This is a genomic window from Streptomyces racemochromogenes (genome assembly GCF_039535215.1).
GTDB classification, from domain to species: domain Bacteria; phylum Actinomycetota; class Actinomycetes; order Streptomycetales; family Streptomycetaceae; genus Streptomyces; species Streptomyces racemochromogenes.
Genome location: NZ_BAAAWT010000001.1, coordinates 4,068,370 through 4,091,272 on the forward strand (window position 1 = coordinate 4,068,370; position 22,903 = coordinate 4,091,272).

Genomic DNA, 22,903 nt, shown 5'->3' on the forward strand with positions numbered 1-22,903 from the left:
TCTCTCGTGGCAGCGGCGGAGCGCGAAGAACCGGAACGCGGTGCCCCAGGGCTGGTGACGGGCCCGGGGGAGCGGCTCGCGCTCAACGGCATGGGCAGCTTCGAATGGGACCTGGACGCGGGCAGCCTCAGCCTGGACGAGGCCGGCCTGGCCGTCTTCGACCTGGAGCCGGCCGAGTTCGACGGCACCCCGCAGGCCCTCGGCGCGCGGATCCCGTCCGACGACGCGGCCCGGCTCTCGGACACCGTGACCGCGGTGCTGGAGGCCGGCGGGTCCACGTACGGCTCGTACTTCACCGTGCGCCGGCGCGACGGCCGCGAGCAGTGGACCCACACCACCGGCCGGGTGCTGCGCGACGACGACGGCCGGCCGCTGCGGATCGCCGGGATCGTCCGGGACGCCACCGCCGAGCTCGCCCACGCGACGGTGCTGCGGAGGCTGGAGAGCGCCCGCGTCCAGCAGGCCGCCATCGTGCAGCGCACCACCGAGGCCCTGTCGCGGGCGGTGACCGTCGACGACGTGACGGCAGCCCTGACCGGCGCCGGCGCGCTGGAACGGCTCGGCGCGGACGGGCTGGCGCTGGGCCTCGTCGAGAACGGCACCATCAAGATCATCGCGCTGAGCGGGGAGACCCTGGAGATCCTCAGCGAACGCAAGTTCACCCGCCTGGACGGATCCCTCCCGCTCTCCCAGGCCATCCTCAGCCGGCAGGCACGTTTCGTCACCTCGCTCACCGAACTCGCCGGCGAGTTCCCCCTGCTCGCCGACTACCTGCGCCGCATCCACTACGACGCGGCCGCCTACCTCCCCCTGATCGCCCAGGCCAAGGCCATCGGCGGACTCGTGCTCTTCTACCGGCGGCGCACCGAGTTCAGCCCCGAGGAACGCAACCTGTGCCTGGGCCTCGCCGGCATCGTCGCCCAGTCCCTCCAGCGGGCGCTCCTCTTCGACCAGGAACGCGAGTTCGCCACCGGCCTCCAGGCCGCCATGCTGCCGCGCCGCATCCCCGACATCACCGGCGGGGAGATCGCCGTCCGCTACCACTCCGCCTGGAGCGGGCGCGAGGTCGGCGGCGACTGGTACGACGTCATCGCCCTGCCCCGCGACCGCGTCGGCATCGTCGTCGGCGACGTACAGGGCCACGACACCCACGCCGCCGCCATCATGGGCCAGCTCCGCATCGCCCTGCGCGCCTACGCGGGCGAGGGACACCCGCCCTCCACCGTCCTCGCCCGCGCCTCCCGCTTCCTCGCCGAACTCGACACCGAACGCTTCGCCACCTGCATGTACGCACAGGTGGACCTGGAGACCGGAGGCGTACGGGCCGTCCGCGCCGGCCACCTCGGCCCGCTGATCCGCCACACGGACGGCCGAACCGGCTGGCCCAACGTCCGCGGCGGCCTCCCCCTCGGCCTCGCCTCCGTCTTCGAACAGGAGGACTTCCCCGAGACCCGCCTCGACCTGGTCCCCGGCGAGACGCTCGTGCTGTGCACCGACGGGCTCGTCGAGGAACCCGGCACCACCATCACCGCCGGCATGGACGCCCTCGCCCACGCCGTCCGCAGCGGCCCCCAGGGCGCCGGAGCCCTCGCCGACCACCTCCTGGACCGGCTCTGGGAACGCTGGGGCTCCGGCGACGACGTGGCCCTGCTCGTCCTGCGCCGCGCCCCGGACCCCGGCACCCACCGGGCGCCGCGCATCCACCAGTACGTCCACCAGGCCGACCCCGAGGGCCTGTCCGAGGCCCGCTACGCCCTGCGGCAGGCCCTGCGCGACTGGGGCATGGCGGAACTCGCCGACGACGTCGAGCTCGCCGCGGGGGAGCTGCTGGTCAACGCCCTGCTGCACACCGACGGCGGGGCGGTGCTGACCATGGAGGTGCTGCCCGAGCCGGTGCGGCGGATCCGGCTGTGGGTCAAGGACCGCTCCAGCGTGTGGCCGCGCAGGCGCACCCCGGGCGAGGCGGCCACCACGGGGCGCGGGCTGCTGCTGGTGGACGCCCTGGCCACGCACTGGGGAGTGGAGTCCCGGGGCGACGGGAAGGCCGTCTGGTGCGAGTTCGACGCCGGGGGCACCCCGCGCGGCACGGGGTGACCGGCGCGCGGGCGCGCCGCGTGAGCGGCCCGTCACCCCGGGTGGCGATATGCGGGAGGCGGGGTGATGATGCCGCCATGGAACGGATGCTGGTTGTGCGGGACGCGCCGGTCTTCCAGGGCGCCCCGCTGCCGATGGGGGTATGGTGCGCCGCCTGACCAGGGGCGCGGTCACGGGGATCGCGGCGACGCTGGCGGTCCTGCTGCTGGCGGCCGGGGGCCGGGCGGTCGTCGACTGGACGACGGGACGTCCGCACACGGGCCCCGGATGCCAGACGGTCGCGTTCATGTCGATGACGGGCGTCGCGCCCGAGTGCCGGTAGCGGCGGCCACCGCACCCGCGCGCCCGGCCGCGCTCCCCGCTACGGCTGCGCGACGACCTGGATGACCTGCTCGTCCAGCGCGACCGTGTCGATGGCGCGGGGCATCAGACCCGACATGTGGATCTCCTGGAGCTCGGCCACGGCCCGCGCGGTGCCCGGGTGGATGCCGCCGGTGAGCGGGCTGCCGGCCACCCACGCGTGCTCGGCGCCGTCACAGACGACCTCGCCCGCGCCGATGCTCAGCCGGGTGGCGTCCTGGATGACGGTGGCCTTGATCTGAACCGCTCCCGAGGGTGACGAGGCCTCGCAGTGGTAGGTGCCGGAAAGGGTGATGGAACCGTCCCCGGCGATGTGAGCTTCCGACTGTACGGAAATTCCCTGATTGAAAACGGTGGCGTGGGCGGGAGCCGTGAACAGGGCCGTCGCGGCCAGGGCGGAGAAGGCCCCCAGGGTCATTCGGCGGGCGGGCGTGCGCATTCTTCCTCCAGGTGGGTGCGGATGGTGCGGGCGGCGGGAATCCACCGGAACGCATTGTGCTGGCAATTGGCGGGCGACTCGTTCCGCGTGCTCGTGTCGGTGTGTGCAATTCCCCGCTCGGGCGCGTGAGACTGGCCGGAAATACTCCCCGCCCCGAAGATCCCCGAAGGGGTTCCCGCATGCGCCAGCCCGCCTCCGTCTCCACCTCGGTCTCCGTCCTCGCCGCCACCGCTCTGATGCCCTTCCTGCTGTTCACCGCCACCGCCTGCCAGAGCGCCCCCGAGGGCGCCGCGCTCGCCCCCGCCGCCGCCCCCGCCGTCCCCGTCGACGACGGGGCGCCCGGCGCCGACGAGGACCCCGCCGCCCAGGACCGGGCCGGCGCGGCACCCGGCGCGGCCAAGGACGCCCATGTGGGTGACTCCGTACGGGTGCAAGGCCACGAGGTGGGCCGCCACCTCCAGGCGGTGCTGAACGCGTTCGTGGACCCGGCGGTCAGCGTCGAACCGAACTACCAGCCGCCCGCCGGCAAGCGCTGGGTGGCCGCCTCGATGTCGTTCGTCAACGTCGGCGGGGCCTCGTACGGGGCACTCGGGCGCATGTGGGCGTACGACGGCGCGGGCAAGCGCCACCCGGTGGTGCGCACCGGCGAACTGACCACCGGCAAACCACTCGTCTTCGATTCCCTCGCGGTCGGCGAGCGGGCCGAAGGATGGGTCGTGTTCGAAATTCCGGAAAACCAGAAGATCGTGCGGGTCCAGTACCAGGACGCGAACATGCAGCCGAATTCCGGAGGGGGATTCTGGTCGGTCTAGCCCGCGCGGGTGAAAGGCCGTGAAAGGGCCCGGCGCCGGAGCACTAAGGTGCGCGCATGACTTCTACGCAAGCCGAAACCGACCGCAGGCAGCTCGGCACCCTTTCCGTGCTCGCCTGGATCGGCGACCCCGCCGAGGGTCACAAGCTCCCCTACCTCCTCGCCTACACGCTCGGTGACGGGCCGGGAGGCCGGGAAGCGGGCGAGGCGGCCGCCCGCGCGCTGCTGGAGGGGATGGGCCTGCCGATCGGCGTCGAGGTCGCGGACGGCACCGTGAACCCGCAGAAGTTCGACGTGAAGGTCCTCCTCGCGGACAACCAGATCGCCCTGACCCTGCCCGGCCTGAACGCCACCTGCACCGCCCCGGACGAGTGGGTCGAGGCCGCCAACGACGGCGGCCAGGTGTACTTCCTGTTCGCCACGCGTGCGTGGCCCGAGGCCGTCCCCGGCCAGCCGGTGAGCGCCGAGCAGCTGAAGGCCTTCGCCGGCGACGAAGAAGTCCTGACCGAGTGCGCCCACTGCCTCGTCACCGTGCAGAGCCTGCAGCGCTGACCGGACACCCGGCGCCGGCCACCCCGAGCCGGCCACCGCAGGCCGGCCCACCCCGAGCCGGCCACTGCCCACGGCAGCCGCCGCCGCGCCTGCGGCGGCCGCCGTGCTCCGGCCGCCGGGCTCCCAGCCTGCCCGGCGGCCGGCCCCTCACGCCGGATGCTCGAAGGCGAACCGCAGCGAGCGGACCCGGTTGTCGAAGTTCGAGCCCGCCAGGTCGGGCAGCCCCACCGCCCGCAGCCCCACCGGCCGCGTGAGCAGCTCCCGGAACAGCGCCTTCATCTCCACCCGGGCCAGATGCGCGCCCAGGCAGAAGTGCGGTCCGCCGCCACCGAAACCCAGATGCGGGTTCGGCGAGCGGGTGATGTCGAACGCGTCCGGATCGGGGAACACCGCCTCGTCACGGTTGGCCGACGCGTAGTACAGCACCACCTTGTCCCCCGGCCGGAACAGATGCCCGCCCAGCGTGTGCTCGGCGGTGACCGTCCGGCGGAACTGGATGATCGGCGTCGAATGCCGGATCATCTCGTCCACCGCACCGTCCGCGTACTTCTCGAAGTCCGACAACAGCAGGTCCCGCTGCTCCGGGAAGTCCGTCAGCAGGCTCAGCCCGTGACTGATGGCATTGCGGGTCGTCTCCACCCCCGCCACCATCAACAGGCTGAAGAACGCGCCCAGCTGGCGCGCCCCCAGCGCCTGCCCGTCCACGTTCGCGCACACCAGCGCCGAGATCAGGTCGTCGGTCGGGTTCCTGCGCCGCTCCCGCCCGATGCCCGCGACCATCCGCTGCATCCGCGCCAGGGCCCGCAGCCCCCGCCCGGGCATCCGCAGCCGGGCCGCGAGCCCGCGCTCCACACCGATGTTCTCCGAAGCGTGGTTGACCCGGTCCGCGATCTCCGCACGGTAGTGCTCCGGGATGCCCATCATGTTGCAGATGACCTCCAGCGGAAGCCGCGAGGACACCGCCGAGACGAACTCGTCCGGCCGCTCGGCCAGGACGTCGTCCACGATCCGGGCCGCCACCGCGTGGATGTCCTCCTCGGCCGCCGCCAGCAGCCGCGGCGTGAACGCCCGCTGCACGATCTTCCGCAGCTGCGCGTGGTCCGGGCCGTCCAGATTGACCATCGAGTCCCCGAACAGTGCCCGCACCCACCGGGCCGGCTCCGGCGTCGTCACCCCCGGCGCGCTCGCGAACACCTTCGGCAGCCGGCTCGCCTCCTGCACGTCGGCGTGGCGCACCAGCGCCCAGTGACCGCCCCCCTCGGGGACGAACACGGGGGAGTCCAACGCACGCAGCCGGGCGAACACCGCGAGCCGCTGATCGGGAGGCCGCTGCCAGAAACCCGGCTCGGCCAGTTCCCCTCCGGGATCGGTACCGGAGCCGTGCCGTTGTGGGGGGAGTGTCATGGGGGCTGTCTCTTCCTGTAGCCGTTGCGCTGAGCTGCTGAACGCGTCCGGGGGCGTGGGGGTGACGGCCGCGGCCTCAGACATCCGCGCCTACACGCTCGAACTGCCCGCCGCGCACCGCCAGGGTCATGCCGACCACCACCGCGGCCGTCGCCACCAGCCCCGCGTACAGCACCGCGTACGGACCCGCCCACGTACAGGCGAGCAGCGCCAGCGCGGACACCGGCAGCACCAGCTGCTGGGCAGCACCCCGCTTGAAGTGCCGCGAGTGCAGCAACCACACCATCAGCAGGAACAGCGCCGACGGGACGGTCACGGCCGCGTTCGCGGCGACCTGCGAGATGTGCGCCTGCCCCACCGCGTGTTCCACCGCCACCTCGATGCCCGCACCGATCGCCGCACCCGAAGCGAAGATCAGCAGATGGCCGTAGCCCCAGGGGATCGCCTCCCGGTTGGTGTTCAGCCGCTCGTGCATCGGCACCGCGAAGTAGATCCACCACGCGGCGAAGACGATCAACAGCCCGCCCGCCGCGATGGGCAGCAGCTCGCCCAACGCCTCGTGCTCGTTCAGGGCCGACTCCACCGCCACCGTGCTCGCCGCGATGGTCTCGCCCAGCACGATGATGGTGAACAGGCCGTACCGCTCCACGATGTGATGCGCGTGCCAGGGTGTCTGGTGCTCCCGCTCGGCCAGCACCGGCACCAGCAGCTCGGCCACCACCAGCACGAGGAACAGCCAGCGCTTCCAAGCCTCCGGGACGAACAGCAGCCCCACCCAGCCCACCTGACAGATCACCAGCCCCGCCGCGTACTTCAGTGCCGCCGAACGCGCCGCACCGCTCTCCCCGGCCGCCGCCCGCAACCACTGCGCCGTCAGCGCCACCCTCATGATCAGGTAGCCGATGACGGCCACCGTCCAGTCGTTGTCGTCGAAGGCCCGGCTCACCCCCGCCGCGTAGACCAGCACACCGGCGATCTGCACCAGCGTCGCCACCCGGTACGGCACGTCGTCGCAGTCGTAGGCGGAGGCGAACCACGTGAAGTTCATCCACGCCCACCACACGCCGAAGAAGACGAAGAAGTAACCGACCACCCCGCTCGCCGGATGGCCCTCCGCCAGCGCGTGCACCAGCCGGGCCCCCGCCTGGGCGATCGCCACGACGAAGCAGAGGTCGAAGAACAGCTCCAGCGAGGTCGCCGTCCGGTGCCCCTCGTCGCGGCTGCGGGCGGTCATCGGTACGTACGTCATACCGTCCAGCACACCAGGGCCCGACCCCCCGACCGGCGAGGCGCGCGGCCGACGCCCCCCGGGTACCCCGGGCGGACTCGTAGCGGGCCGCCCAGCCCGGCCCCGAGACGAAGGGACCACGCCCGGCGGGACAAGGTCCCGCCACCCGCACGACGTTCGCCCCTGCCGCCCCCCGCCCCCCGGGACGGAGCCTGGATACGTCAGGACCCGTCTCGATGTTCAGGACCACGCCATGAGTTCCGCCACGCAGCAAGCGCCACAGGTCCTCGCCGACCCGGCGCAGTACCGCCCGGGCCGCACCATCACGCAGTGGACCCCCGAGGATCCCGCCTTCTGGCACTCCACCGGGAAGAAGGTCGCCACCCGAAACCTGTGGATCGCGGTCCCCGCCCTGCTCGTGGCCTTCGTGGTCTGGCAGGTGTGGAGCATCACGGCGACCAACCTGAAGGACGTCGGGTTCGGCTACTCCCAGTCGCAGCTGTTCTGGCTGACGGCCGTCCCCGGCATCACCGGCGGCACCGCCCGCATCTTCTACACCTTCCTCGGCCCGATGGTCGGCCAGCGCCGCTTCACGGCCCTCTCCACGGTGGTCCTGGTCATCCCGCTGCTCTGGCTCGGCTTCGCCGTGCAGGACCCGGACACCTCTTACACCACCATGGTCGCCATTGCCGCCCTCTGCGGAATCGGCGGCGCGAATTTCTCCTCCTCCCTCGCCAACATCGGCTTCTTCTACCCGAAGCAGGAGAAGGGCAACGCCACCGGCATCAACGGCGGCCTCGGCAACCTCGGCGTCTCCGTGGTCCAACTGCTCACCCCCATCCTGATCACCTCCTCCGTCCTGGCGATCGGAGCGGGCCAGAAGAAGGCGAACGGCTCGGAGATCTACCTCCAGAACGCCGCCTTCGTCTGGATCCCGGTCCTGGTCGTCCTCGCCGCGGTCGCCTGGTTCGGACAGAACGACCTCAAGGTCGCCTCCACCCCCTTCAGCCAGCAGAAGATCATCTTCCGGCGCAAGCACAACTGGCTGATGACCTGGCTCTACGTCGGCACCTTCGGCTCCTTCATCGGCTTCGCCGCAGCCCTGCCGCTGCTCATCAAGACCACCTTCCCCGCGTACTCGGTCGCCACCTACGCCTGGATGGGCCCGGCCCTGGGCGCGCTGGCGCGCTGGGCGGGCGGCTGGATCGCCGACAAGCTGGGCGGCGCCCGGGTGACGATCCTCTCCTTCGTGGGCATGGGCGCATCGATCATCGGTGTCATCAACTTCCTGCCCTCGGGCTCTGACCACGGTTCGTTCCAAGGCTTCTTCCTCTGCTTCCTGGCCGCCTTCTTCTTCTCGGGCATCGGCAACGGCTCGACCTTCCGGCAGATCCCGGTCATCTTCCGGGCGCAGCACCTGAAGGGCCTGACGGAGGGCACCCCGCAGTACGCGGCCGCCCTCAAGCAGGCGGAGATCGAATCCGGCGCGGTGACGGGCTTCACCGCCGGCATCGCCGCCTACGGCTTCTTCTTCATCCCGGCGATGTTCGCCAACTTCCCCGTCACCAGCGCGATGTGGGGCTTCGCAGCCTTCTACGCCAGCTGCGTGGTCGTGACCTGGTGGTTCTACGCCCGCAAGAACGCCGAAGCCCCCAGCTAACCCGCCCAGCACCACCCCGCTCGCCAGCCACGCTCCCGCCCCCTGCCTCCGGGCGCTCTTCGAAGCCCGACGCCCCGGCCCCTGCCCTCAGGCCTCCGCGAAGCGGGACGCCCCGCCCCAGCCTTCGGGCTCCCGCGAAGCGGGCCGCCGCACCCCTGCCCTCGGGCGTGCCGCCAACCCCGACGCCCCGGACCCTCGCCCTGGGCGTCCCGCGAACCCGAGGCCCCGGACCCCCGCCCTGGGCGTCCCGCCAACCCGAGGCCCCGGACCCTCGCCCTGGGCGTCCCGCCAACCCGAGGCCCCGGACCCTCGCCCTGGGCGTCCCGCGAACCCGAGGCCCCAGACCCTCGCCCCGGGCATCCCGCCCACCCAAGGCGCCTCGGACCCATATCCGGGGCGTCGGGTCACGCCCGCGGCGCCGGGCCTCGTCCGTGGCGTCGGGCTTTGCCCCCGGGCGCCGGGTCCAGTCCACGGAATCGGGCTTCACCCCCAGACGCCGGACCTGCCCCTCCTGCCCCCGCGAAAGTCCCGTACTCGGTTCCCGTTTCGCGCCCAGCGTCGGGTCCCGGCCTCGGGGGCGTCAGGCGGCTGACCCCGGGTGGGCCGCCGGGCGGGAGGGGGCACGGAGGGGGCGAGCCCAGCTCACGCCATCCGTCGGCCCCCGCCGCCATCCGCCGGCCACGACCTGGACCCGGCGGGCGCCGTCACCCGCCCTGCACCGCCGCCTGCTGCCGTATCACCGAGTCCCCCGTCTCCACCGCCATGGGCGCCTCCGCCGGTCCGGACGGCGCTGAGAGCCGGCATCCGCACCGCCCCGCCGCCGGAGAGGCCGGGCCCACCGCTCCCGCGAGCCCTCCGCGGCCGCCGGCGCGCTGGGCCGCGTACCTCTTCCTCCTCCTCTTCCTCGGCGGGCTGGCCGGCCCGTCCGGGCCGTCCGGCACCGGCACCGCGCAGGACAACCCCTGGTAACCCGCCACCACGTCACTGCTCATCTCCGCCTCATTCCTCTCGCGCTCGCGCTGACTGCCTTCATGCTGCCGGGCCCGTTCACGACGTGCGTCGCGTCATCCACAGGCGCCGCAGAAATGCAGCTTTTCTGACTTTCCGGGCTCCCACTCCCCATTCTTGTGAATCGATTCACAAGCGCACTAGGGACTTAGGTCCCGTGAGAACGACCAGCTCAAAGGCGGTACCAGCGGCCGGCTCCGCACCCTCCGAGGACCTTCGGGCCTCAACTCAGGACCATCGCGGCACCAAATGATCGATCAAAAGGCGTGGAATGGACCCAAGCAATGAGGCGACTCGGAGAAGGTGCCGGTGATGACTGCCACCCCTGTGGAGACCACGAAGAACGGCCAGGCCTGGGAAGGGTTCAAGGGCGGCCTCTGGCGCGACGCCATCGACGTCCGCGACTTCATCCAGCAGAACTACACGCCGTACGAAGGCGACGGCTCCTTCCTCGCCGGCCCCACCGAGCGCACCACCGCGGTGTGGAAGGCGATCACCGACAAGTTCCCGGAAGAGCGGGAGAGGGGCATCTACGACGTCGCCCACGACATCCCGTCGACGATCACCGCACACGCCCCCGGCTACATCGACCGCGACAAGGACCTGATCGTCGGCCTCCAGACCGACGCCCCGCTCAAGCGCGCGATCATGCCCTACGGCGGCTGGCGGATGGTCGCCGGCGCCCTGGAGACCTACGGCTACCCGGTCTCCGAGGACCTGGAGAAGGTCTTCACCGAATACCGCAAGACCCACAACGCGGGCGTCTTTGATGCCTACACCCCGGAGATCCGCGCCGCCCGCAAGGCCGGCATCGTGACCGGCCTCCCCGACGCGTACGGCCGCGGGCGCATCATCGGCGACTACCGCCGCGTGGCCCTCTACGGAGTCGACCGCCTGATCGCCCGCAAGAAGGACGAGAAGGAGGAGCTGAACTCCCTCCCCGCCGGCAACCGCTCGCTGGAGGAGACGATCCGCCTGCGCGAGGAACTCGCCGAGCAGATGCGCGCACTGTCCGAACTCAAGGCGATGGCCGCCTCCTACGGCTACGACATCTCCGGACCCGCCACCACCGGCCGCGAAGCCATCCAGTGGCTGTACTTCGCGTACCTCGGCGCCGTGAAGGAGCAGAACGGCGCTGCCATGTCCCTGGGACGCACCTCCACCTTTGTCGACATATATCTACAGCGTGACATCGAGGCCGGCGTCCTCACCGAGGAACAGGCACAGGAACTCGTCGACGACTTCATCATCAAGCTGCGCATCGTCCGCTTCCTGCGGACCCCCGAGTACGACGAGCTGTTCTCCGGCGACCCGACCTGGGTCACCGAGTCCATCGGCGGCATGGGAGAGGACGGCCGGCCGCTCGTCACCAGGACCTCCTTCCGCTACCTCCAGACCCTCTACAACCTCGGCCCGGCCCCCGAGCCCAACATGACGGTCTTCTGGTCGCCGCGGCTTCCGCAGGGCTTCAAGGAGTTCTGCGCCCGCGTCTCCATCGACACCTCCTCGGTGCAGTACGAATCCGACGAGCTGATGCGCCCGCGCTTCGGCGACGACACCGCCATCGCCTGCTGCGTGTCCGCCATGCCGGTGGGCAAGCAGATGCAGTTCTTCGGCGCCCGCGTCAACGTCGCCAAGACCCTCCTCTACGCGATCAACGGCGGCCGGGACGAGAAGTCCGGCGCCCAGGTCGGGCCGCGGACCGGCCTGCCGGCCTCCGACGTCCTCGACTACGACGAGGTCATGGCCAAGTTCGACGAGCAGATGGAATGGCTCGCCGAGACCTACGTCCACGCCCTCAACGTCATCCACTACATGCACGACCGCTACGCCTACGAGCGCCTCGAAATGGCGCTGCACGACCGCGACGTGCGCCGCACCATGGCCTGCGGCATCGCCGGCCTGTCCGTCGCCGCCGACTCGCTGTCCGCCATCAAGCACGCCAGGGTCACCGCCGTGCGCGACGAGAGCGGCCTCGCCACCGACTACGCCATCGAAGGCGAGTTCCCGGCGTACGGCAACAACGACGACCGCGTCGACGAGATCGCCGTCTGGCTCGTCGAGGAGTTCATGAGGAAGATCCGCAAGCACGAGACCTACCGGGGCGCCGAGCACACCCAGTCCGTGCTGACGATCACCTCGAACGTGGTCTACGGCAAGAAGACCGGCAACACCCCGGACGGACGCCGGGCCGGCGAACCGTTCTCCCCGGGCGCCAACCCGATGAACGGCCGCGACACCCACGGCTACGTCACCTCGGCCCTGTCGGTAGCCAAGCTCCCCTACGACGCCGCCGAGGACGGCATCTCGCTGACCAACACCGTCACCCCCGACGGCCTCGGCCGCACCCCGCAGGAGCGGATCAGGAACCTCGCCGGCGTCCTCGACGGCTACATGGCCGTCGACGGCTTCCACATGAACGTCAACGTCCTGAACCGCGACACCCTCATGGACGCCATGGAGCACCCCGAGAAGTACCCGCAGCTGACCATCCGCGTCAGCGGCTACGCGGTGAACTTCGTGCGGCTCACCCGGGCACAGCAGCTCGACGTGCTGAACCGCACCTTCCACGGCGCGCTGTAGCGCCACCGCAGACCGCGCGGCCTGGGGCCGGGCCCTCACCCCGGCCCCGAGCCACGCACCCCACCGGCCACGCCGCACGCACAGCACGCACGCAGCGCCCCCGGCACACACCGCACGCACTCGACACGCCGGAACACGACTGGAGCACCTGCCATGACCGTCTACTTCGGTACGAGCCTCCCCGTCGGCCCCGAGAACGCCCCCGTCGTCAGCGCCACCCGCCCCCCGGCCGCCACCGAGCAGCCCCCGGCCACCCCCGCGCGGACCCTGGCCGCCGCCGCGACGCAGCGCCCGAGCGAGGGCTCGGTGCACTCCTGGGACCTTTCCACCGGAGTCGACGGCCCCGGCACCCGCTTCGTGACCTTCCTCGCCGGCTGCCCGCTGACCTGCCTGTACTGCCACAACCCCGACACCATGCGGATGCGCAGCGGCCGGCGCACCTCGGCCGACGCCGTCATCGCCGAAGCCCGCAAGTACACCCGGTTCATCTCCGCCTCCGGCGGCGGCGCCACCATCTCCGGCGGCGAACCCCTCCTCCAGCCCGTCTTCGCCGGCGAAATCCTGCACCGCATGAAGAACGACCTGGGCCTCCACACCGCCCTCGACACCTCGGGCTTCCTCGGCTCCCGGGCCAGCGACGCGCTGCTGCGCGACGTGGACCTCGTACTGCTCGACATCAAGTCCTGGGACCGCGACACCTACAAGAAGGTCACCGGCCGGCCGTTGGAGCCCACCTTGGACTTCGCGCGCCGCCTCGCCGACCTCGGCAAGGAGGTGCACCTGCGGTTCGTGCTCGTGCCCGGACTCACCGACGCGCGCGAGAACGTCGAAGGGGTCGCCGCCTTCGCCGGCGGCCTCGGGAACGTGTCGCGGGTCGACGTACTGCCCTTCCACAAGCTCGGCGAGAGCAAGTGGGACGCCCTGGACATGCCCTTCACCCTGCACGACACCCCGTCGCCGACCCCCGCACAGGTGGAGGAGGCCAAGGCCGTCTTCGCGGCGCACGGGCTGAAGGCCGCATGACCCGTTCGGAGCAACCCCAAGCTCCGCATAACGGGCTGAATCGGCATAGACCACCTAGCGTGGTGCTGTGTCCGAGCCCACAGAAGCACTCGTCGCAGCCCCGCCCCCACCCCCCGGGCCGCCCGAGAACCCGCCACAGGCCGGACGGTCCGTCACCGCACGCGCCACCGCGGCCGGCGTCGCCGTCTCCCTCCTGCTCATCGCCGCGATCGTGCTGGGCAGCCGCCTCCTGCGGGACTTCGACTCCGCCCTGCTGCCGTACGCCGTCGCCACGGTCTTCCTCGCCTTCGGCGTGGCCTACCGGTACACGGTCTGGGTGTCCGCACCCGGCGCGCGCCGCCTCTTCAAGAAGGGCTTCGGCAGCTTCTTCTCGGCCGCCAACTTCAAGAAGGCACCCACCGCCCTCCCGAAGATGACCGCCACCTACCTCGGCTTCCAGAAGTTCCTCGGCGCCCGCTCCCGCGCCCGCTGGGCCGCCCACCAGCTGATCTTCTGGGGCTGCCTGCTCGCCGCCGCGATCACCTTCCCCCTCACCTGGGGCTGGTTCACGTTCACTTCCGACAGCGGATCCGGACCCGGCTACGAGATGCGGATCTGGGGCTTCAAACTCGTCGGCTTCAACTCGCTCGACGTCCTGGGCTGGCTGATGTTCCACGGCCTGGACATCGCCGCCGTCCTCGTCATCCCCGGCGCCTCGTACTTCCTGTGGCGCCGCATGAAGGACCGCGGCGCCATCACCGGCCAGCGCTTCGCCTACGACCTGCTCCCGCTGATCTGCCTCATCGTGATCTCGGTGACCGGCCTGCTGCTCACCTTCTCGTCGATCTTCCTGCACGGCGGCGGCTACGAGTTCCTGGCGATCCTCCACATGGTCTCGGTGGTCTTCACGCTCATCTACATCCCCTTCGGGAAGTTCTTCCACATCGTCCAGCGGCCGGCGGCGGTCGGCATGCAGCTCTTCAAGTACACCGCCCGCCAGGACGAGGAGATCTTCGCCTGCAAGCGCTGCGGCGAACCCATCGACACCACCCCGTACGTGGAGAACCTGCGCGGCACGATGCAGGACCTCCGGCTCGACTTCCACGCCTTCGCCGAATACTGCCCCCGCTGCAAGCGGGTCCTGCGCGGCCACGCCTACCTGACCCACGTCAAGAAGGGCTTCAAGTGACCGCGACGGACCCCGCCAAGCCGGCACCCCTGCCCCTCGACCCGGCCATCGCACCCCCCGGCACCCGCAACTTCCGCGACGCCGGCGGCATCCCCGCCGACCGGTGGCACGCCGACCAGAACGGCGAGACCCTCGTCCCCACCCACTGCTGCTTCTGCGGCGTGCAGTGCGGCATGTACCTGCGCGTCGACAACGCCGGCAAGGTCTTCGGCGTCGAACCCCGCAACCACGACATCAACCGCATGCGGCTGTGCCCCAAAGGCATCAACGCCTACCAGCAGGTCAACCACCCCGACCGGCTGACCTCGCCCCTGATGCGCCGGTCCCGCTACGAGGAGTTCAAGGAGGCCTCCTGGGACGAGGCCCTCGACTTCACCGTCTCCGAGATCCGGCGCATCCAGGCCGCCCACGGCAACGACGCCTTCGGGCTGCTCGGCGGCGCCAGCCTCTACTCCGAGAAGACCTACCTCGTCGGCAAGTTCGGCAGGGTCGCCCTCAAGACCAGGCACGTCGACTACAACGGCCGCCTCTGCATGGTCAGCGCCGCCGGCGCCAACAAGCTCGCCTTCGGGATCGACCGCGCCGCCAACCCCTTCTCCGACATCCTCCTCACCGACTGCCTGCTGATCGCCGGGTCGAACGTGGGGGAGTGCTTCCCCGTGATGACCCAGTACGTCTGGGGCGCCCGCGACCGCGGCGCGACGCTCATCGTCATCGACCCGCGCGAGACGGCCATCGCCCGCACCGCCGACGTCCACGTCCCCGTCAAACCCGGCACCGACTCGGCGTTCTTCAACGCCGTGCTCCACGTCATCGTCGAAGAAGGCCTCACCGACGAGGCGTACCTCGCGGCCCACACCACCGGCTGGGACGAGGTCAAGAAGACCGTCCAGGCATACCCGCCCGCCCGCTCCGCCGAGATCTGCGGCATCCCCGCCTCCCAGATCGTCCAGGTCGCCCGCATGTTCGCCGGAGCGGACAAGGCGATGGCCTTCCACGCCCGCGGCATCGAACACCACTCCCAGGGCGTCGAGAACTGCCTGTCCGTCATCAACATGTGCGTGGCCACCGGCAACCTCGGCAAACCGGGCGCCGGCTACGGCACCATCACCGGCCAGGGCAACGGCCAGGGCGGCCGCGAACACGGCCAGAAAGCCGACCTCCTGCCCGGCGGCCGTTCCATCATGAACGAGGAGCACCGCCGCCAGATCTGCCGGATCTGGGGCATCGACGAGGCCGACCTCCCGCCCGCCGGCACCTCCATGATGGAAATGGTCTGGCAGATGCAGCGGCAGGAGATCCGCGGTCTGATCGGCATCTGCAACAACCCGTTCGTCTCACTCCCCAACTACGGGGCGGTCAAGCAGGGCTACGACACCCTCGACTTCCACGCCCAGTTCGACTTCTTCCTCTCCGAGACCGCCGCCAACGCGCACGTGGTCTTCCCGGTCACCGTCTGGGCCGAGGACGAGGGCGTCATGGCCAACACCGAAGCCCGGGTGGTCAAGCACAACAAGGCCCAGGAGCCGCCCGCCGGGGTGCGCACCGACACCTGGGTGATGTGCGAACTGGCCAGACGCCTCGGCGTCGGCGACAAGTTCGACTTCGCCGGCTCCCGCGAGGTGTTCGAGGAACTCCGCATCGCCTCCGCCGGCACCGTCAACGACTACTACGGCATCACCTACGAGCGGCTCGAAGCGACCGGAGGCATCGCCTGGCCCTGCCCGTCCACCGAGCACCCCGGAACGCCCCGCCTGTTCGAGGACGGCAGGACCTACCACCCCGACGGCAAGATCCACATGCAGGTCGTCGAATGGCACCCGCCCATGGACGCCTACACCGAGGAGTTCCCGCTCTCCCTCACCACCGGCCGCACCGTCGCCCACTTCCTGTCCGGCAACCAGACCCGCCGGCTGGGCGCCCTCGTCGAACAGACACCGCGCCCCTGGGTGGAGGTGCACCCCTCCCACGGTTTCCGCGACGGTGACCCCGTCCGGGTGGTCACGCGACGCGGCAGCGAGGTCTTCCCGGCCCTCGTCACCGAGGCCATCCGCCCCGACACCGTCTTCATCCCCTACCACTGGCCCGTCCCGACGGCCGCGAACGCCCTCACCATCGACGCCCTCGACCCCCGCTCGAAGATCCCCGAGTACAAGGTGTGCGCCGCCCGCATCGAGGCGGCCGAACGCGTCGACGAGGTCCCCGCACCGCCCACGGCCCCCGGCCGCCAGGCCTACCCGGAGACCCAGGTCTCCCGCACCGACCCCCTGCCCCCCACGTCCTCACAGGGCCGTGGCACGGCGGAGAGGAGCTGACGCCGCCATGATGGGCCGCACGATCTTCATCGACCCCGGCCGCTGCATCGGCTGTCAGGCCTGCGTCTCCGCCTGCCGCGAATGCGACTCGCACCGCGGCAAGTCGATGATCCACCTGGACTACACCGACCCCGGCCAGTCCGTCGCCTCGCTCCCCACCGTCTGCATGCACTGCGAGGACCCCGTCGCGCCCTGCGCGGAGGTCTGCCCCGCCGACGCCATCCTCGTGACCGCGGACGGCGTGGTCCAACAGGCCGACACCACACGCTGCATCGGCTGTGCCAACTGCGTCAACGCCTGCCCCTTCGGCGTCCCGAAGATCGACCTCCAGGCGAAGCTCCAGATGAAGTGCAACCTCTGCTACGACCGCACCGCCTACGGCCTCGCCCCCATGTGCGCCACCGTCTGCCCGACCGGGGCCCTCTTCTACGGAACGCTCGAAGAGCTCCAGGCCGAACGCCCCGGCGTCCAGGTCGCCGACTCCTTCGCCTTCGGCGACGTGGTCGTCTCCACCGGCGTGGCGATGGTCGTCCCCGCAGACAAGGTCCAGTGGCCCGTTCCCGGCGGACTGCCCGTCGTGGAGGTGAATGGGGTGGATGTCCGATGAGCGTGACCCAGCAGCCCGCACCCGGCTCCGGACCGGGCCCGGACGCCGGCGGCGGCGACGCGGCCGCTGACCAGCTGCGGGACCGGATCAGCGCCGACTCCCTCACCACCCGCCGCGACTACCTGCGGATCGTCGCCACCGTCTCCGGCGGCCTGGCCGTCGGAGGGGTCGCAGTCGCCTCCGGCATCCTCCACCGTCACGGCGACAGCGAGACGATGCCCGAAGCCAAGAAGGTCACCGACCAGCTCGCACCGGGCGAGTCCGTGGCCTTCAGGTTCCCCGGCGACGAGGACCGGGCCCTCGCCATCCGCCTGGGCGACGGCAGCCTCGTCGCCTACTCCGCCGTCTGCACCCACCTGGCCTGCGCCGTGCTCTGGCGCGAGGACCGCGGGCCCGAAGGAGAGCTGTACTGCCCCTGCCACGAAGGCGTCTTCGACGCCCGCACCGGTGAGGTCACCGCGGGGCCGCCACCCCGCCCACTCCCGAGGATCTTCCTGACCGAGCGGAGCGACGGCAGCGTCTGGGCCGTCGCCACAGCCCGCTCCGGGGAGCCCGCCAAGGAAGCCCTGTGCCGGCAGTTCGGCGACTCCCAGCCCGAGACGGCACAGCGCCTGGGCTGCCCCGGTCCGGCCCGCGCCGACGAAAGCAGGCGCACATGAGCGACGCACAGCTCCCTCCCCGCCCCGCGTACCGACCGGGGAGCACCCAGCCCCGGCTGAACCGGCCGGTCCACGAGCGGTACCCGCAGATCCGCGCCACCAGCGGCTACGGCGACCCGCGCGTCCGGCACACCGGCCCCGGCCCGGGCGCCGGCACCGAACAGGAACCCGAGCGCTCCTCCAAGCTCAACGCCCGGCTGGCCCTGGCCCTCACGGTCGTGATCGGGCAGCTCTGGGCCCTGACCGTCACCGTCAACGAGTGGATGAAGGGCAACACCGGCACGGCCTGGTGGGGGGCGGGATTCCTGGTCCTGTCCTTCCTCGTCGTGATCGCCCTGTGGCTCCTCGACCCGAAGGACCGATGACCATGCCGATACCCACGCCCACCCCGTCCGCGGTGCGCTCGCACCGCGCCGAGACCTACAAGCCCGGTGCCCTCATCGGTGACTGGCGCCCCGAGGACGAGGCCTTCTGGCAGGCCACCGGCCGCCGGGTCGCCCAGCGCAACCTCTGGGTGTCCATCCCGGCGCTCATGCTCGGCTTCGTGGTCTGGCAGGTCTGGTCGGTCACCGTCGTCAAGCTGAACGACGTCGGCTTCGGCTTCTCCAAGTCGCAGCTGTTCTGGCTCACGGCCATCCCCGGCATCACCGGCGGCACCTTCCGGATCCTCTACACCTTCATCGGCCCGATCTTCGGCGAGCGGAAGTTCACCGCCTTCAGCACCTTCATCCTGATCGTCCCCATGCTGTGGCTGGGCTTCGCCCTCCAGGACACCGACACCCCCTACTGGGAGCTGGCCCTGATCGCGGCCGTCTGCGGCATCGGCGGCGCGAACTTCGCCTCGTCCATGGCCAACATCGGCTTCTTCTTCCCCAAGCGGGAGAAGGGCAGTGCCAACGGCCTCAACGGCGGCCTCGGCAACCTCGGCGTGAGCGTCGTCCAGCTGGTCGCCCCGCTGGTGGTCACCGCCGCCGTCCTCGGCGCCCCCGCGGGCGGCCCGCAGCACGACGCGAAGGAGAACACGGACATCTGGCTCCAGAACGGCGCCTTCCTCTGGGTTCCGCTCCTGGTGATCATGGCGCTGCTGGCCTGGTTCCTGATGAACGACCTCAAGGTGGCCGCGGCCCCCTTCAGCCAGCAGAAGGTCATCTTCAAGCGCAAGCACAACTGGCTGATGACCTGGCTCTACGTCGGCACCTTCGGGTCCTTCATCGGATTCGCCGCCGGCCTGCCCCTGCTGATCAAGAACAACTTCGAGACGCAGGGCTACCAGGCCACCACCTACGCCTGGATCGGCCCGTTCATCGGCGCGCTCATGCGCTGGGCGGGCGGCTGGCTCTCCGACAAGTTCGGCGGCGCCAGGGTGACCATGCTGTCCTTCGTCGGCATGGCGGCGTCCCTGGTGGTCGTGATCTTCGCGCTGCCGTCCGGCGGCGACCAGGGAAACTTCTGGGCGTTCTTCACCGGCTTCCTGGCGGCCTTCGCCTTCTCCGGACTGGGCAACGGCTCGACCTTCCGGCAGATCCCGGTGATCTTCCGCGAGCAGCACATGCGCCAAGCGCAGGGCCAGGGACCCGAGGCGCAGGCGGCCGCGCTGAAGCAGTCGGAGATGGAGGCGGGCGCCGTCACCGGCTTCTCCTCCGCCATCGCCGCCTACGGCTTCTTCTTCATCCCCGCGATGTTCGCCGCCGTGGCGGTCACCCACGCGCTGTGGCTGTTCATCGGCTTCTACGCGACCTGCCTCGCGGTCTGCTGGTGGTTCTACGCCCGCAAGGGCGCGGAAGCCCCCAGCTGACCCGGGCAGCGGCAGCGGCAGCGGCCGTGACACAGACCGGGGCCGGGGGCGCGGGCGGCCGTACCCTTGGGGCATGAGCACCGCCCCCGACCCGCAGTCCCCGAAGCCCGCAGCCGGGGCGACGCCCGAGACGAAGCCGAAGCCCAGGCCGAAGCTCGTCTTCGACGACCCGCTGGACCAGCAGTCCTCGGACGACACCGACCGGGGCTGGGGCGAGCGGCCGCCCGCCGGAGGCAGCGCGGCCGACCTGGCCCGCTTCCTCGAAGAGAAGCCCCCGCACCACATCTGACCCTCGGCGCCCGCCGTCAGAAGGCGTCGCGCGCCCCCGGCGTCCCCTGCGCCCGGACGGTGCCCTCGCCGTTCCCGCTCCGCTGCGCGACCAGGACGTCGCGGATGTCCTTGAGCACCTCCAGCTCGGTGATCTCCATGCTCTCCTGCACGCCCTCCTTCGCCTTGCGGCGCGCCTCCACCCTGGCGAGGTACTTCGCCATGGGCAGGACCATCAGGAAGTACACGACCGCCGCGGTGATCAGGAAGCTGAGCGCGGCGTTCAGCACCGAACCCCACATGATGTTGACGCCGGTCGGCTCGCCCTTCGCGTCGACCCCACAGGGTGCCTTCAGACACGAGGTGTAGACATCCAGGTTCTTGGTGCCGATGGCGCCCACGAGAGGGCTGATGATGCCCTTCACGATGGCGTTCACGATGTTCGTGAACGCCGCGCCGATGACCACGGCCACGGCCAGGTCGACCACGTTCCCGCGCATCAGGAAGGCCTTGAAGCCCGCCAGTACGCTCTCCTTCTTCTTCTCGCTCATCACTGAGCCTTTCCTTGTGCCTGCTATAGACGGAGCCAACGGTTCCGAAAACTACGGCAGGCACGCCACGGCGTGTCCAATCAGCGCCCCCTCCAGAGCGACTTGACTGCTCCTCAGTGCGAATCAGCACACCGTCACCGCCAACCGCGCCACAGCACCCGCCCCCACCAGGGCACGCGCCGTGTCCCGGGGCACCGACAGCACCACCAGAGCCCCGCCGTCCCCCACACCCGCGTCCACGGCGGGCACATCAGCCACCCGCGCACCCGCCGCCACCACCCGGGGCGCCCCGGTGCGCTCCGCCGCCACCACGTCGACCCGGTCACCGGGACGCAACAGCCGCACCGTCCCGGCATCCGCGATGCGCACGGGTGCCGACACCATCCGCACCGCCGCGGGCGCCGGTTTCACCACGGGCGCGGGAGGGGGCGCGCCCCGGGACGCCCGGGCCTCCGTCCCGCCCACCGCCAGGGCGGCCGCCACCACGGCCAGCCCGGCCGAGGCGACCCGACGCCTGCGGCGCACAGCCCGCCGCAGGCGGCCTCCGCCCCGGCCCACCCGGAGCGGGGGAAAGGGAGGCACCGGCCGCGCCGGGGGACACGTGGAAGAACAGACGGGACGGGAGACCGCGGAAGCGGGGAACGCGAGGGAAGCGGGGGAAACGGGCGGGGAGGAGGAAACGGGGGACGGGGGAAAGGTCCTGGACATAATGGGCACCGCCAAGCTGGTCGTGGTCCGGCGTCCGGGCCCACTGCCCGGACCTTCCTCACGATCCGCCGCCGCGCCGGCGTCCGCTCCGGCCTGTGGACAATCCCCAGGCTGTGGACAACGCCGTCACCCTCAGGTGTCAGCGCCCGCTCGGAACCTGGCAGGCCTCCGAGAACCCCTGGCTGGTCAGACCGAAGGCGCTGTTGACCCGCGAACGCCAGTTCTCCAGTGCGACCATGGCCGTCAGCTCGACGAACGCCGCCTCACCGAGCCGGCCGATCAACTCGGCCGCCAGCTCGTCCGTGACCGACGGCTCGGTCTCGGTCATCGCCTCGGCGTACTCCATGACCAGCAGCTCCAGCTCGGTGAACACCTCGCGCGACTCCCGCCACCGCGGCACCCGCTCGATCTTCTCCGGCGAGAGCCCCTTCTCACGGCCCTCCCAGTAGCCGAAGTCCATGCACCACGAGCAGTTGATACGCGCGGCCGAAGCCATCACCGCCAGGTGCTTGAGGCCGGCGTCGAGCGTGTTCCACTTCGCCGCCTGCTGCTCCATGCGCACGTACGAGAACAGCACGCGCGAGTTGTGCCCGTACGCCTGGCCCGGGTCCAGCACCTTGCCGTAGGTGCGGCGCGAGTACCAGGCGCCGATGCGCGTGAGCAGGGTGCGCGGCGGGGTGAGCGAGATGCGCGGCATGACGGCCTCTTCCGGCTCGGGGGTCCCGGTGACCCCTACGCCATGGAGACAGGACAGCCCCGCGGAACGTGACACCGCCGGGAAAATTCCTTCGGCCGTGGAGCCCCCCAAGGGCTCCACCGGCCCTCAGCCGCCGCTACGGCAGTTCGATGCCCAGGTCCCAGCCGTCGTGGACGTGGGTGCACAGGCAGTCGCGGTCCCCGGTCTGCGGCAGCGCCGCCACCGCGTCGAAGAGGACCTCCCGCAGCCGGCTGACGTTCTCGCCGAACACCTTCAGGACCTCCGTGTGGGAGACGCCCTCACCCGTCTCGGCGCCCGCGTCCAGGTCCGTGACCAGAGCCATCGAGGTGTAGCAGAGCCCCAGCTCACGAGCGAGCACCGCCTCCGGGTGCCCGGTCATGCCGACCACCGACCAGCCGGCCGCCGCGTGCCAGCGCGACTCCGCCCGCGTCGAGAACCGCGGCCCCTCGATGACGACCATGGTGCCGCCGTCCACCGGCTCCCACTCGCGCCCCCGCGCCGCCGCGAGCGCCACCGACCGCCCGACCGGGCAGTACGGGTCGGCGAAGGTGGTGTGCACGACGTTCGGAACAGTCCCGTCCGGCAGCGGCTCACCGTCGAAGAAGGTCTGCACGCGCGCCTTCGTACGGTCGACCAGCTGGTCCGGCACCAGCAGCGTGCCGGGCCCGTACTCCGCCTGCAGGCCGCCCACCGCGCAGGGACCCAGCACCTGGCGGACACCGACGGAGCGCAGCGCCCACAGGTTGGCCCGGTAGTTGATCTTGTGCGGCGGCACGGTGTGGCTGCGCCCGTGCCGCGGCAGGAACGCCACCTGGCGCCCGGCCAGCTCGCCCACGTACAGGGAGTCGCTCGGAGACCCGTACGGCGTCTCCACCTGGATCTCGGAGACGTCCTCGAGGAAGGAGTAGAAGCCCGACCCGCCGATTACACCGATCTCTGCGTTCACCATGGCC

22 protein-coding genes are annotated in these 22,903 nt (G+C 71.1%); 15 read left to right on the forward strand and 7 right to left on the reverse strand.

Going from position 1 to position 22,903, the window contains the following annotated elements:
- The first annotated feature begins 6 nt into the window (after positions 1-6).
- Positions 7-2,094 carry a SpoIIE family protein phosphatase gene (locus tag ABD973_RS18930; RefSeq protein ID WP_345504642.1) on the forward strand — a complete coding sequence of 696 codons (2,088 nt, stop codon included), beginning with the start codon at positions 7-9 and terminating at the stop codon, positions 2,092-2,094.
- A gap of 142 nt (positions 2,095-2,236) precedes the next feature.
- Positions 2,237-2,416 carry a hypothetical protein gene (locus ABD973_RS18935; protein ID WP_125821401.1) on the forward strand — a complete coding sequence of 60 codons (180 nt, stop codon included), beginning with the start codon at positions 2,237-2,239 and terminating at the stop codon, positions 2,414-2,416.
- A gap of 39 nt (positions 2,417-2,455) precedes the next feature.
- On the opposite strand, the gene ABD973_RS18940 is transcribed toward ABD973_RS18935, so the two are convergent.
- The gene (locus tag ABD973_RS18940) at positions 2,456-2,893 is read right to left on the reverse strand and encodes a DUF6299 family protein (protein ID WP_125821400.1); all 438 of its coding nucleotides are present in this window, start codon (positions 2,891-2,893) and stop codon (positions 2,456-2,458) included.
- A gap of 179 nt (positions 2,894-3,072) precedes the next feature.
- Here ABD973_RS18940 and ABD973_RS18945 point away from each other — a divergent pair, with 179 nt between their 5' ends.
- Both ABD973_RS18945 and ABD973_RS18950 read left to right on the forward strand, forming a co-directional pair.
- The gene (locus ABD973_RS18945; RefSeq protein WP_125821399.1) at positions 3,073-3,705 is read left to right on the forward strand and encodes a DUF4352 domain-containing protein; all 633 of its coding nucleotides are present in this window, start codon (positions 3,073-3,075) and stop codon (positions 3,703-3,705) included.
- Positions 3,706-3,761: 56 nt separating this feature from the next.
- Positions 3,762-4,256: a DUF5949 family protein gene (locus ABD973_RS18950; protein ID WP_125821398.1), complete on the forward strand. Its 495-nt coding sequence runs from the start codon at positions 3,762-3,764 to the stop codon at positions 4,254-4,256.
- Between the two features lie 147 nt (positions 4,257-4,403).
- Here ABD973_RS18950 and ABD973_RS18955 read toward each other — a convergent pair whose 3' ends face one another.
- Both ABD973_RS18955 and ABD973_RS18960 read right to left on the reverse strand, forming a co-directional pair.
- Positions 4,404-5,660, reverse strand: coding sequence for a cytochrome P450 (locus ABD973_RS18955; RefSeq protein WP_125604953.1), 1,257 nt, complete (start codon positions 5,658-5,660; stop codon positions 4,404-4,406).
- Positions 5,661-5,736: 76 nt separating this feature from the next.
- Positions 5,737-6,909, reverse strand: coding sequence for a low temperature requirement protein A (locus tag ABD973_RS18960; RefSeq protein WP_241253272.1), 1,173 nt, complete (start codon positions 6,907-6,909; stop codon positions 5,737-5,739).
- A gap of 232 nt (positions 6,910-7,141) precedes the next feature.
- On the opposite strand from ABD973_RS18960, the gene ABD973_RS18965 reads away from it, so the two are divergent.
- From ABD973_RS18965 to ABD973_RS19015, 11 genes are all read left to right on the forward strand, one after another.
- Positions 7,142-8,548, forward strand: a complete 1,407-nt coding sequence (locus ABD973_RS18965) for an MFS transporter (RefSeq protein WP_345501058.1) — start codon at positions 7,142-7,144, stop codon at positions 8,546-8,548.
- Between the two features lie 762 nt (positions 8,549-9,310).
- Entirely contained in the window at positions 9,311-9,517 is a 207-nt protein-coding gene (locus ABD973_RS18970; RefSeq protein ID WP_345501060.1) for a hypothetical protein, read from the forward strand.
- A 351-nt stretch (positions 9,518-9,868) separates the two neighbouring features.
- Complete coding sequence (gene pflB / locus ABD973_RS18975) at positions 9,869-12,139, forward strand: formate C-acetyltransferase (protein ID WP_345501062.1); 2,271 nt, start codon at positions 9,869-9,871, stop codon at positions 12,137-12,139.
- A gap of 153 nt (positions 12,140-12,292) precedes the next feature.
- The gene (gene pflA, locus ABD973_RS18980; RefSeq protein ID WP_125821394.1) at positions 12,293-13,162 is read left to right on the forward strand and encodes a pyruvate formate-lyase-activating protein; all 870 of its coding nucleotides are present in this window, start codon (positions 12,293-12,295) and stop codon (positions 13,160-13,162) included.
- Between the two features lie 67 nt (positions 13,163-13,229).
- Positions 13,230-14,330 carry an MFS transporter gene (locus tag ABD973_RS18985; RefSeq protein ID WP_345501066.1) on the forward strand — a complete coding sequence of 367 codons (1,101 nt, stop codon included), beginning with the start codon at positions 13,230-13,232 and terminating at the stop codon, positions 14,328-14,330.
- Positions 14,327-16,645 (forward strand): molybdopterin oxidoreductase family protein, encoded by a 2,319-nt coding sequence (locus ABD973_RS18990; RefSeq protein ID WP_125821392.1) that lies wholly within the window; start codon positions 14,327-14,329, stop codon positions 16,643-16,645. The genes ABD973_RS18985 and ABD973_RS18990 overlap by 4 nt, the downstream gene beginning before the upstream one ends.
- Before the next feature lie 7 nt (positions 16,646-16,652).
- On the forward strand, positions 16,653-17,252 hold the full coding sequence (locus tag ABD973_RS18995) for a 4Fe-4S dicluster domain-containing protein (RefSeq protein ID WP_042801027.1): 600 nt from the start codon (positions 16,653-16,655) through the stop codon (positions 17,250-17,252).
- Entirely contained in the window at positions 17,249-17,911 is a 663-nt protein-coding gene (locus tag ABD973_RS19000; RefSeq protein WP_125821391.1) for a QcrA and Rieske domain-containing protein, read from the forward strand. The genes ABD973_RS18995 and ABD973_RS19000 overlap by 4 nt, the downstream gene beginning before the upstream one ends.
- Positions 17,908-18,276, forward strand: coding sequence for a hypothetical protein (locus tag ABD973_RS19005; RefSeq protein ID WP_125821390.1), 369 nt, complete (start codon positions 17,908-17,910; stop codon positions 18,274-18,276). Before ABD973_RS19000 ends, ABD973_RS19005 begins: the two co-directional genes overlap by 4 nt.
- 2 nt (positions 18,277-18,278) lie before the next feature.
- On the forward strand, positions 18,279-19,706 hold the full coding sequence (locus tag ABD973_RS19010) for a NarK family nitrate/nitrite MFS transporter (RefSeq protein ID WP_345501071.1): 1,428 nt from the start codon (positions 18,279-18,281) through the stop codon (positions 19,704-19,706).
- Positions 19,707-19,779: 73 nt separating this feature from the next.
- A complete protein-coding gene (locus tag ABD973_RS19015; protein WP_345501073.1) occupies positions 19,780-19,995 on the forward strand; it encodes a hypothetical protein in 216 nt (71 codons plus the stop codon).
- Between the two features lie 16 nt (positions 19,996-20,011).
- Here the strand turns inward: ABD973_RS19015 and mscL are convergent, their stop codons facing one another.
- From mscL to ABD973_RS19035, 4 genes are all read right to left on the reverse strand, one after another.
- Positions 20,012-20,524, reverse strand: coding sequence for a large conductance mechanosensitive channel protein MscL (gene mscL / locus ABD973_RS19020; protein ID WP_125603259.1), 513 nt, complete (start codon positions 20,522-20,524; stop codon positions 20,012-20,014).
- Positions 20,525-20,647: 123 nt separating this feature from the next.
- Entirely contained in the window at positions 20,648-21,049 is a 402-nt protein-coding gene (locus ABD973_RS19025) for a hypothetical protein (protein WP_386382312.1), read from the reverse strand.
- 322 nt (positions 21,050-21,371) lie between these two features.
- Positions 21,372-21,929, reverse strand: coding sequence for a carboxymuconolactone decarboxylase family protein (locus tag ABD973_RS19030; protein ID WP_125600552.1), 558 nt, complete (start codon positions 21,927-21,929; stop codon positions 21,372-21,374).
- A 136-nt stretch (positions 21,930-22,065) separates the two neighbouring features.
- Entirely contained in the window at positions 22,066-22,899 is an 834-nt protein-coding gene (locus tag ABD973_RS19035) for an S-methyl-5'-thioadenosine phosphorylase (protein ID WP_125600555.1), read from the reverse strand.
- Positions 22,900-22,903 lie beyond the last annotated feature (4 nt).

Bases quoted from the DNA above. Each gene is read 5' to 3' on its own strand.
- ABD973_RS18945 (WP_125821399.1), top strand. From the start codon at position 3,073: ATGCGCCAGCCCGCCTCCGTCTCCACCTCGGTCTCCGTCCTCGCCGCC.
- ABD973_RS18955 (WP_125604953.1), bottom strand. From the start codon at position 5,660: ATGACACTCCCCCCACAACGGCACGGCTCCGGTACCGATCCCGGAGGG.
- ABD973_RS18970 (WP_345501060.1), top strand. From the start codon at position 9,311: ATGGGCGCCTCCGCCGGTCCGGACGGCGCTGAGAGCCGGCATCCGCAC.
- ABD973_RS18950 (WP_125821398.1), top strand. From the start codon at position 3,762: ATGACTTCTACGCAAGCCGAAACCGACCGCAGGCAGCTCGGCACCCTT.
- ABD973_RS19035 (WP_125600555.1), bottom strand. From the start codon at position 22,899: ATGGTGAACGCAGAGATCGGTGTAATCGGCGGGTCGGGCTTCTACTCC.
- ABD973_RS18940 (WP_125821400.1), bottom strand. From the start codon at position 2,893: ATGCGCACGCCCGCCCGCCGAATGACCCTGGGGGCCTTCTCCGCCCTG.
- ABD973_RS18965 (WP_345501058.1), top strand. From the start codon at position 7,142: ATGAGTTCCGCCACGCAGCAAGCGCCACAGGTCCTCGCCGACCCGGCG.
- pflA (WP_125821394.1), top strand. From the start codon at position 12,293: ATGACCGTCTACTTCGGTACGAGCCTCCCCGTCGGCCCCGAGAACGCC.
- ABD973_RS19030 (WP_125600552.1), bottom strand. From the start codon at position 21,929: ATGCCGCGCATCTCGCTCACCCCGCCGCGCACCCTGCTCACGCGCATC.
- ABD973_RS19010 (WP_345501071.1), top strand. From the start codon at position 18,279: ATGCCGATACCCACGCCCACCCCGTCCGCGGTGCGCTCGCACCGCGCC.
- mscL (WP_125603259.1), bottom strand. From the start codon at position 20,524: ATGAGCGAGAAGAAGAAGGAGAGCGTACTGGCGGGCTTCAAGGCCTTC.
- ABD973_RS19015 (WP_345501073.1), top strand. From the start codon at position 19,780: ATGAGCACCGCCCCCGACCCGCAGTCCCCGAAGCCCGCAGCCGGGGCG.
- ABD973_RS18995 (WP_042801027.1), top strand. From the start codon at position 16,653: ATGATGGGCCGCACGATCTTCATCGACCCCGGCCGCTGCATCGGCTGT.
- ABD973_RS19005 (WP_125821390.1), top strand. From the start codon at position 17,908: ATGAGCGACGCACAGCTCCCTCCCCGCCCCGCGTACCGACCGGGGAGC.
- pflB (WP_345501062.1), top strand. From the start codon at position 9,869: ATGACTGCCACCCCTGTGGAGACCACGAAGAACGGCCAGGCCTGGGAA.
- ABD973_RS18935 (WP_125821401.1), top strand. From the start codon at position 2,237: ATGGTGCGCCGCCTGACCAGGGGCGCGGTCACGGGGATCGCGGCGACG.
- ABD973_RS19000 (WP_125821391.1), top strand. From the start codon at position 17,249: ATGAGCGTGACCCAGCAGCCCGCACCCGGCTCCGGACCGGGCCCGGAC.
- ABD973_RS18960 (WP_241253272.1), bottom strand. From the start codon at position 6,909: ATGACGTACGTACCGATGACCGCCCGCAGCCGCGACGAGGGGCACCGG.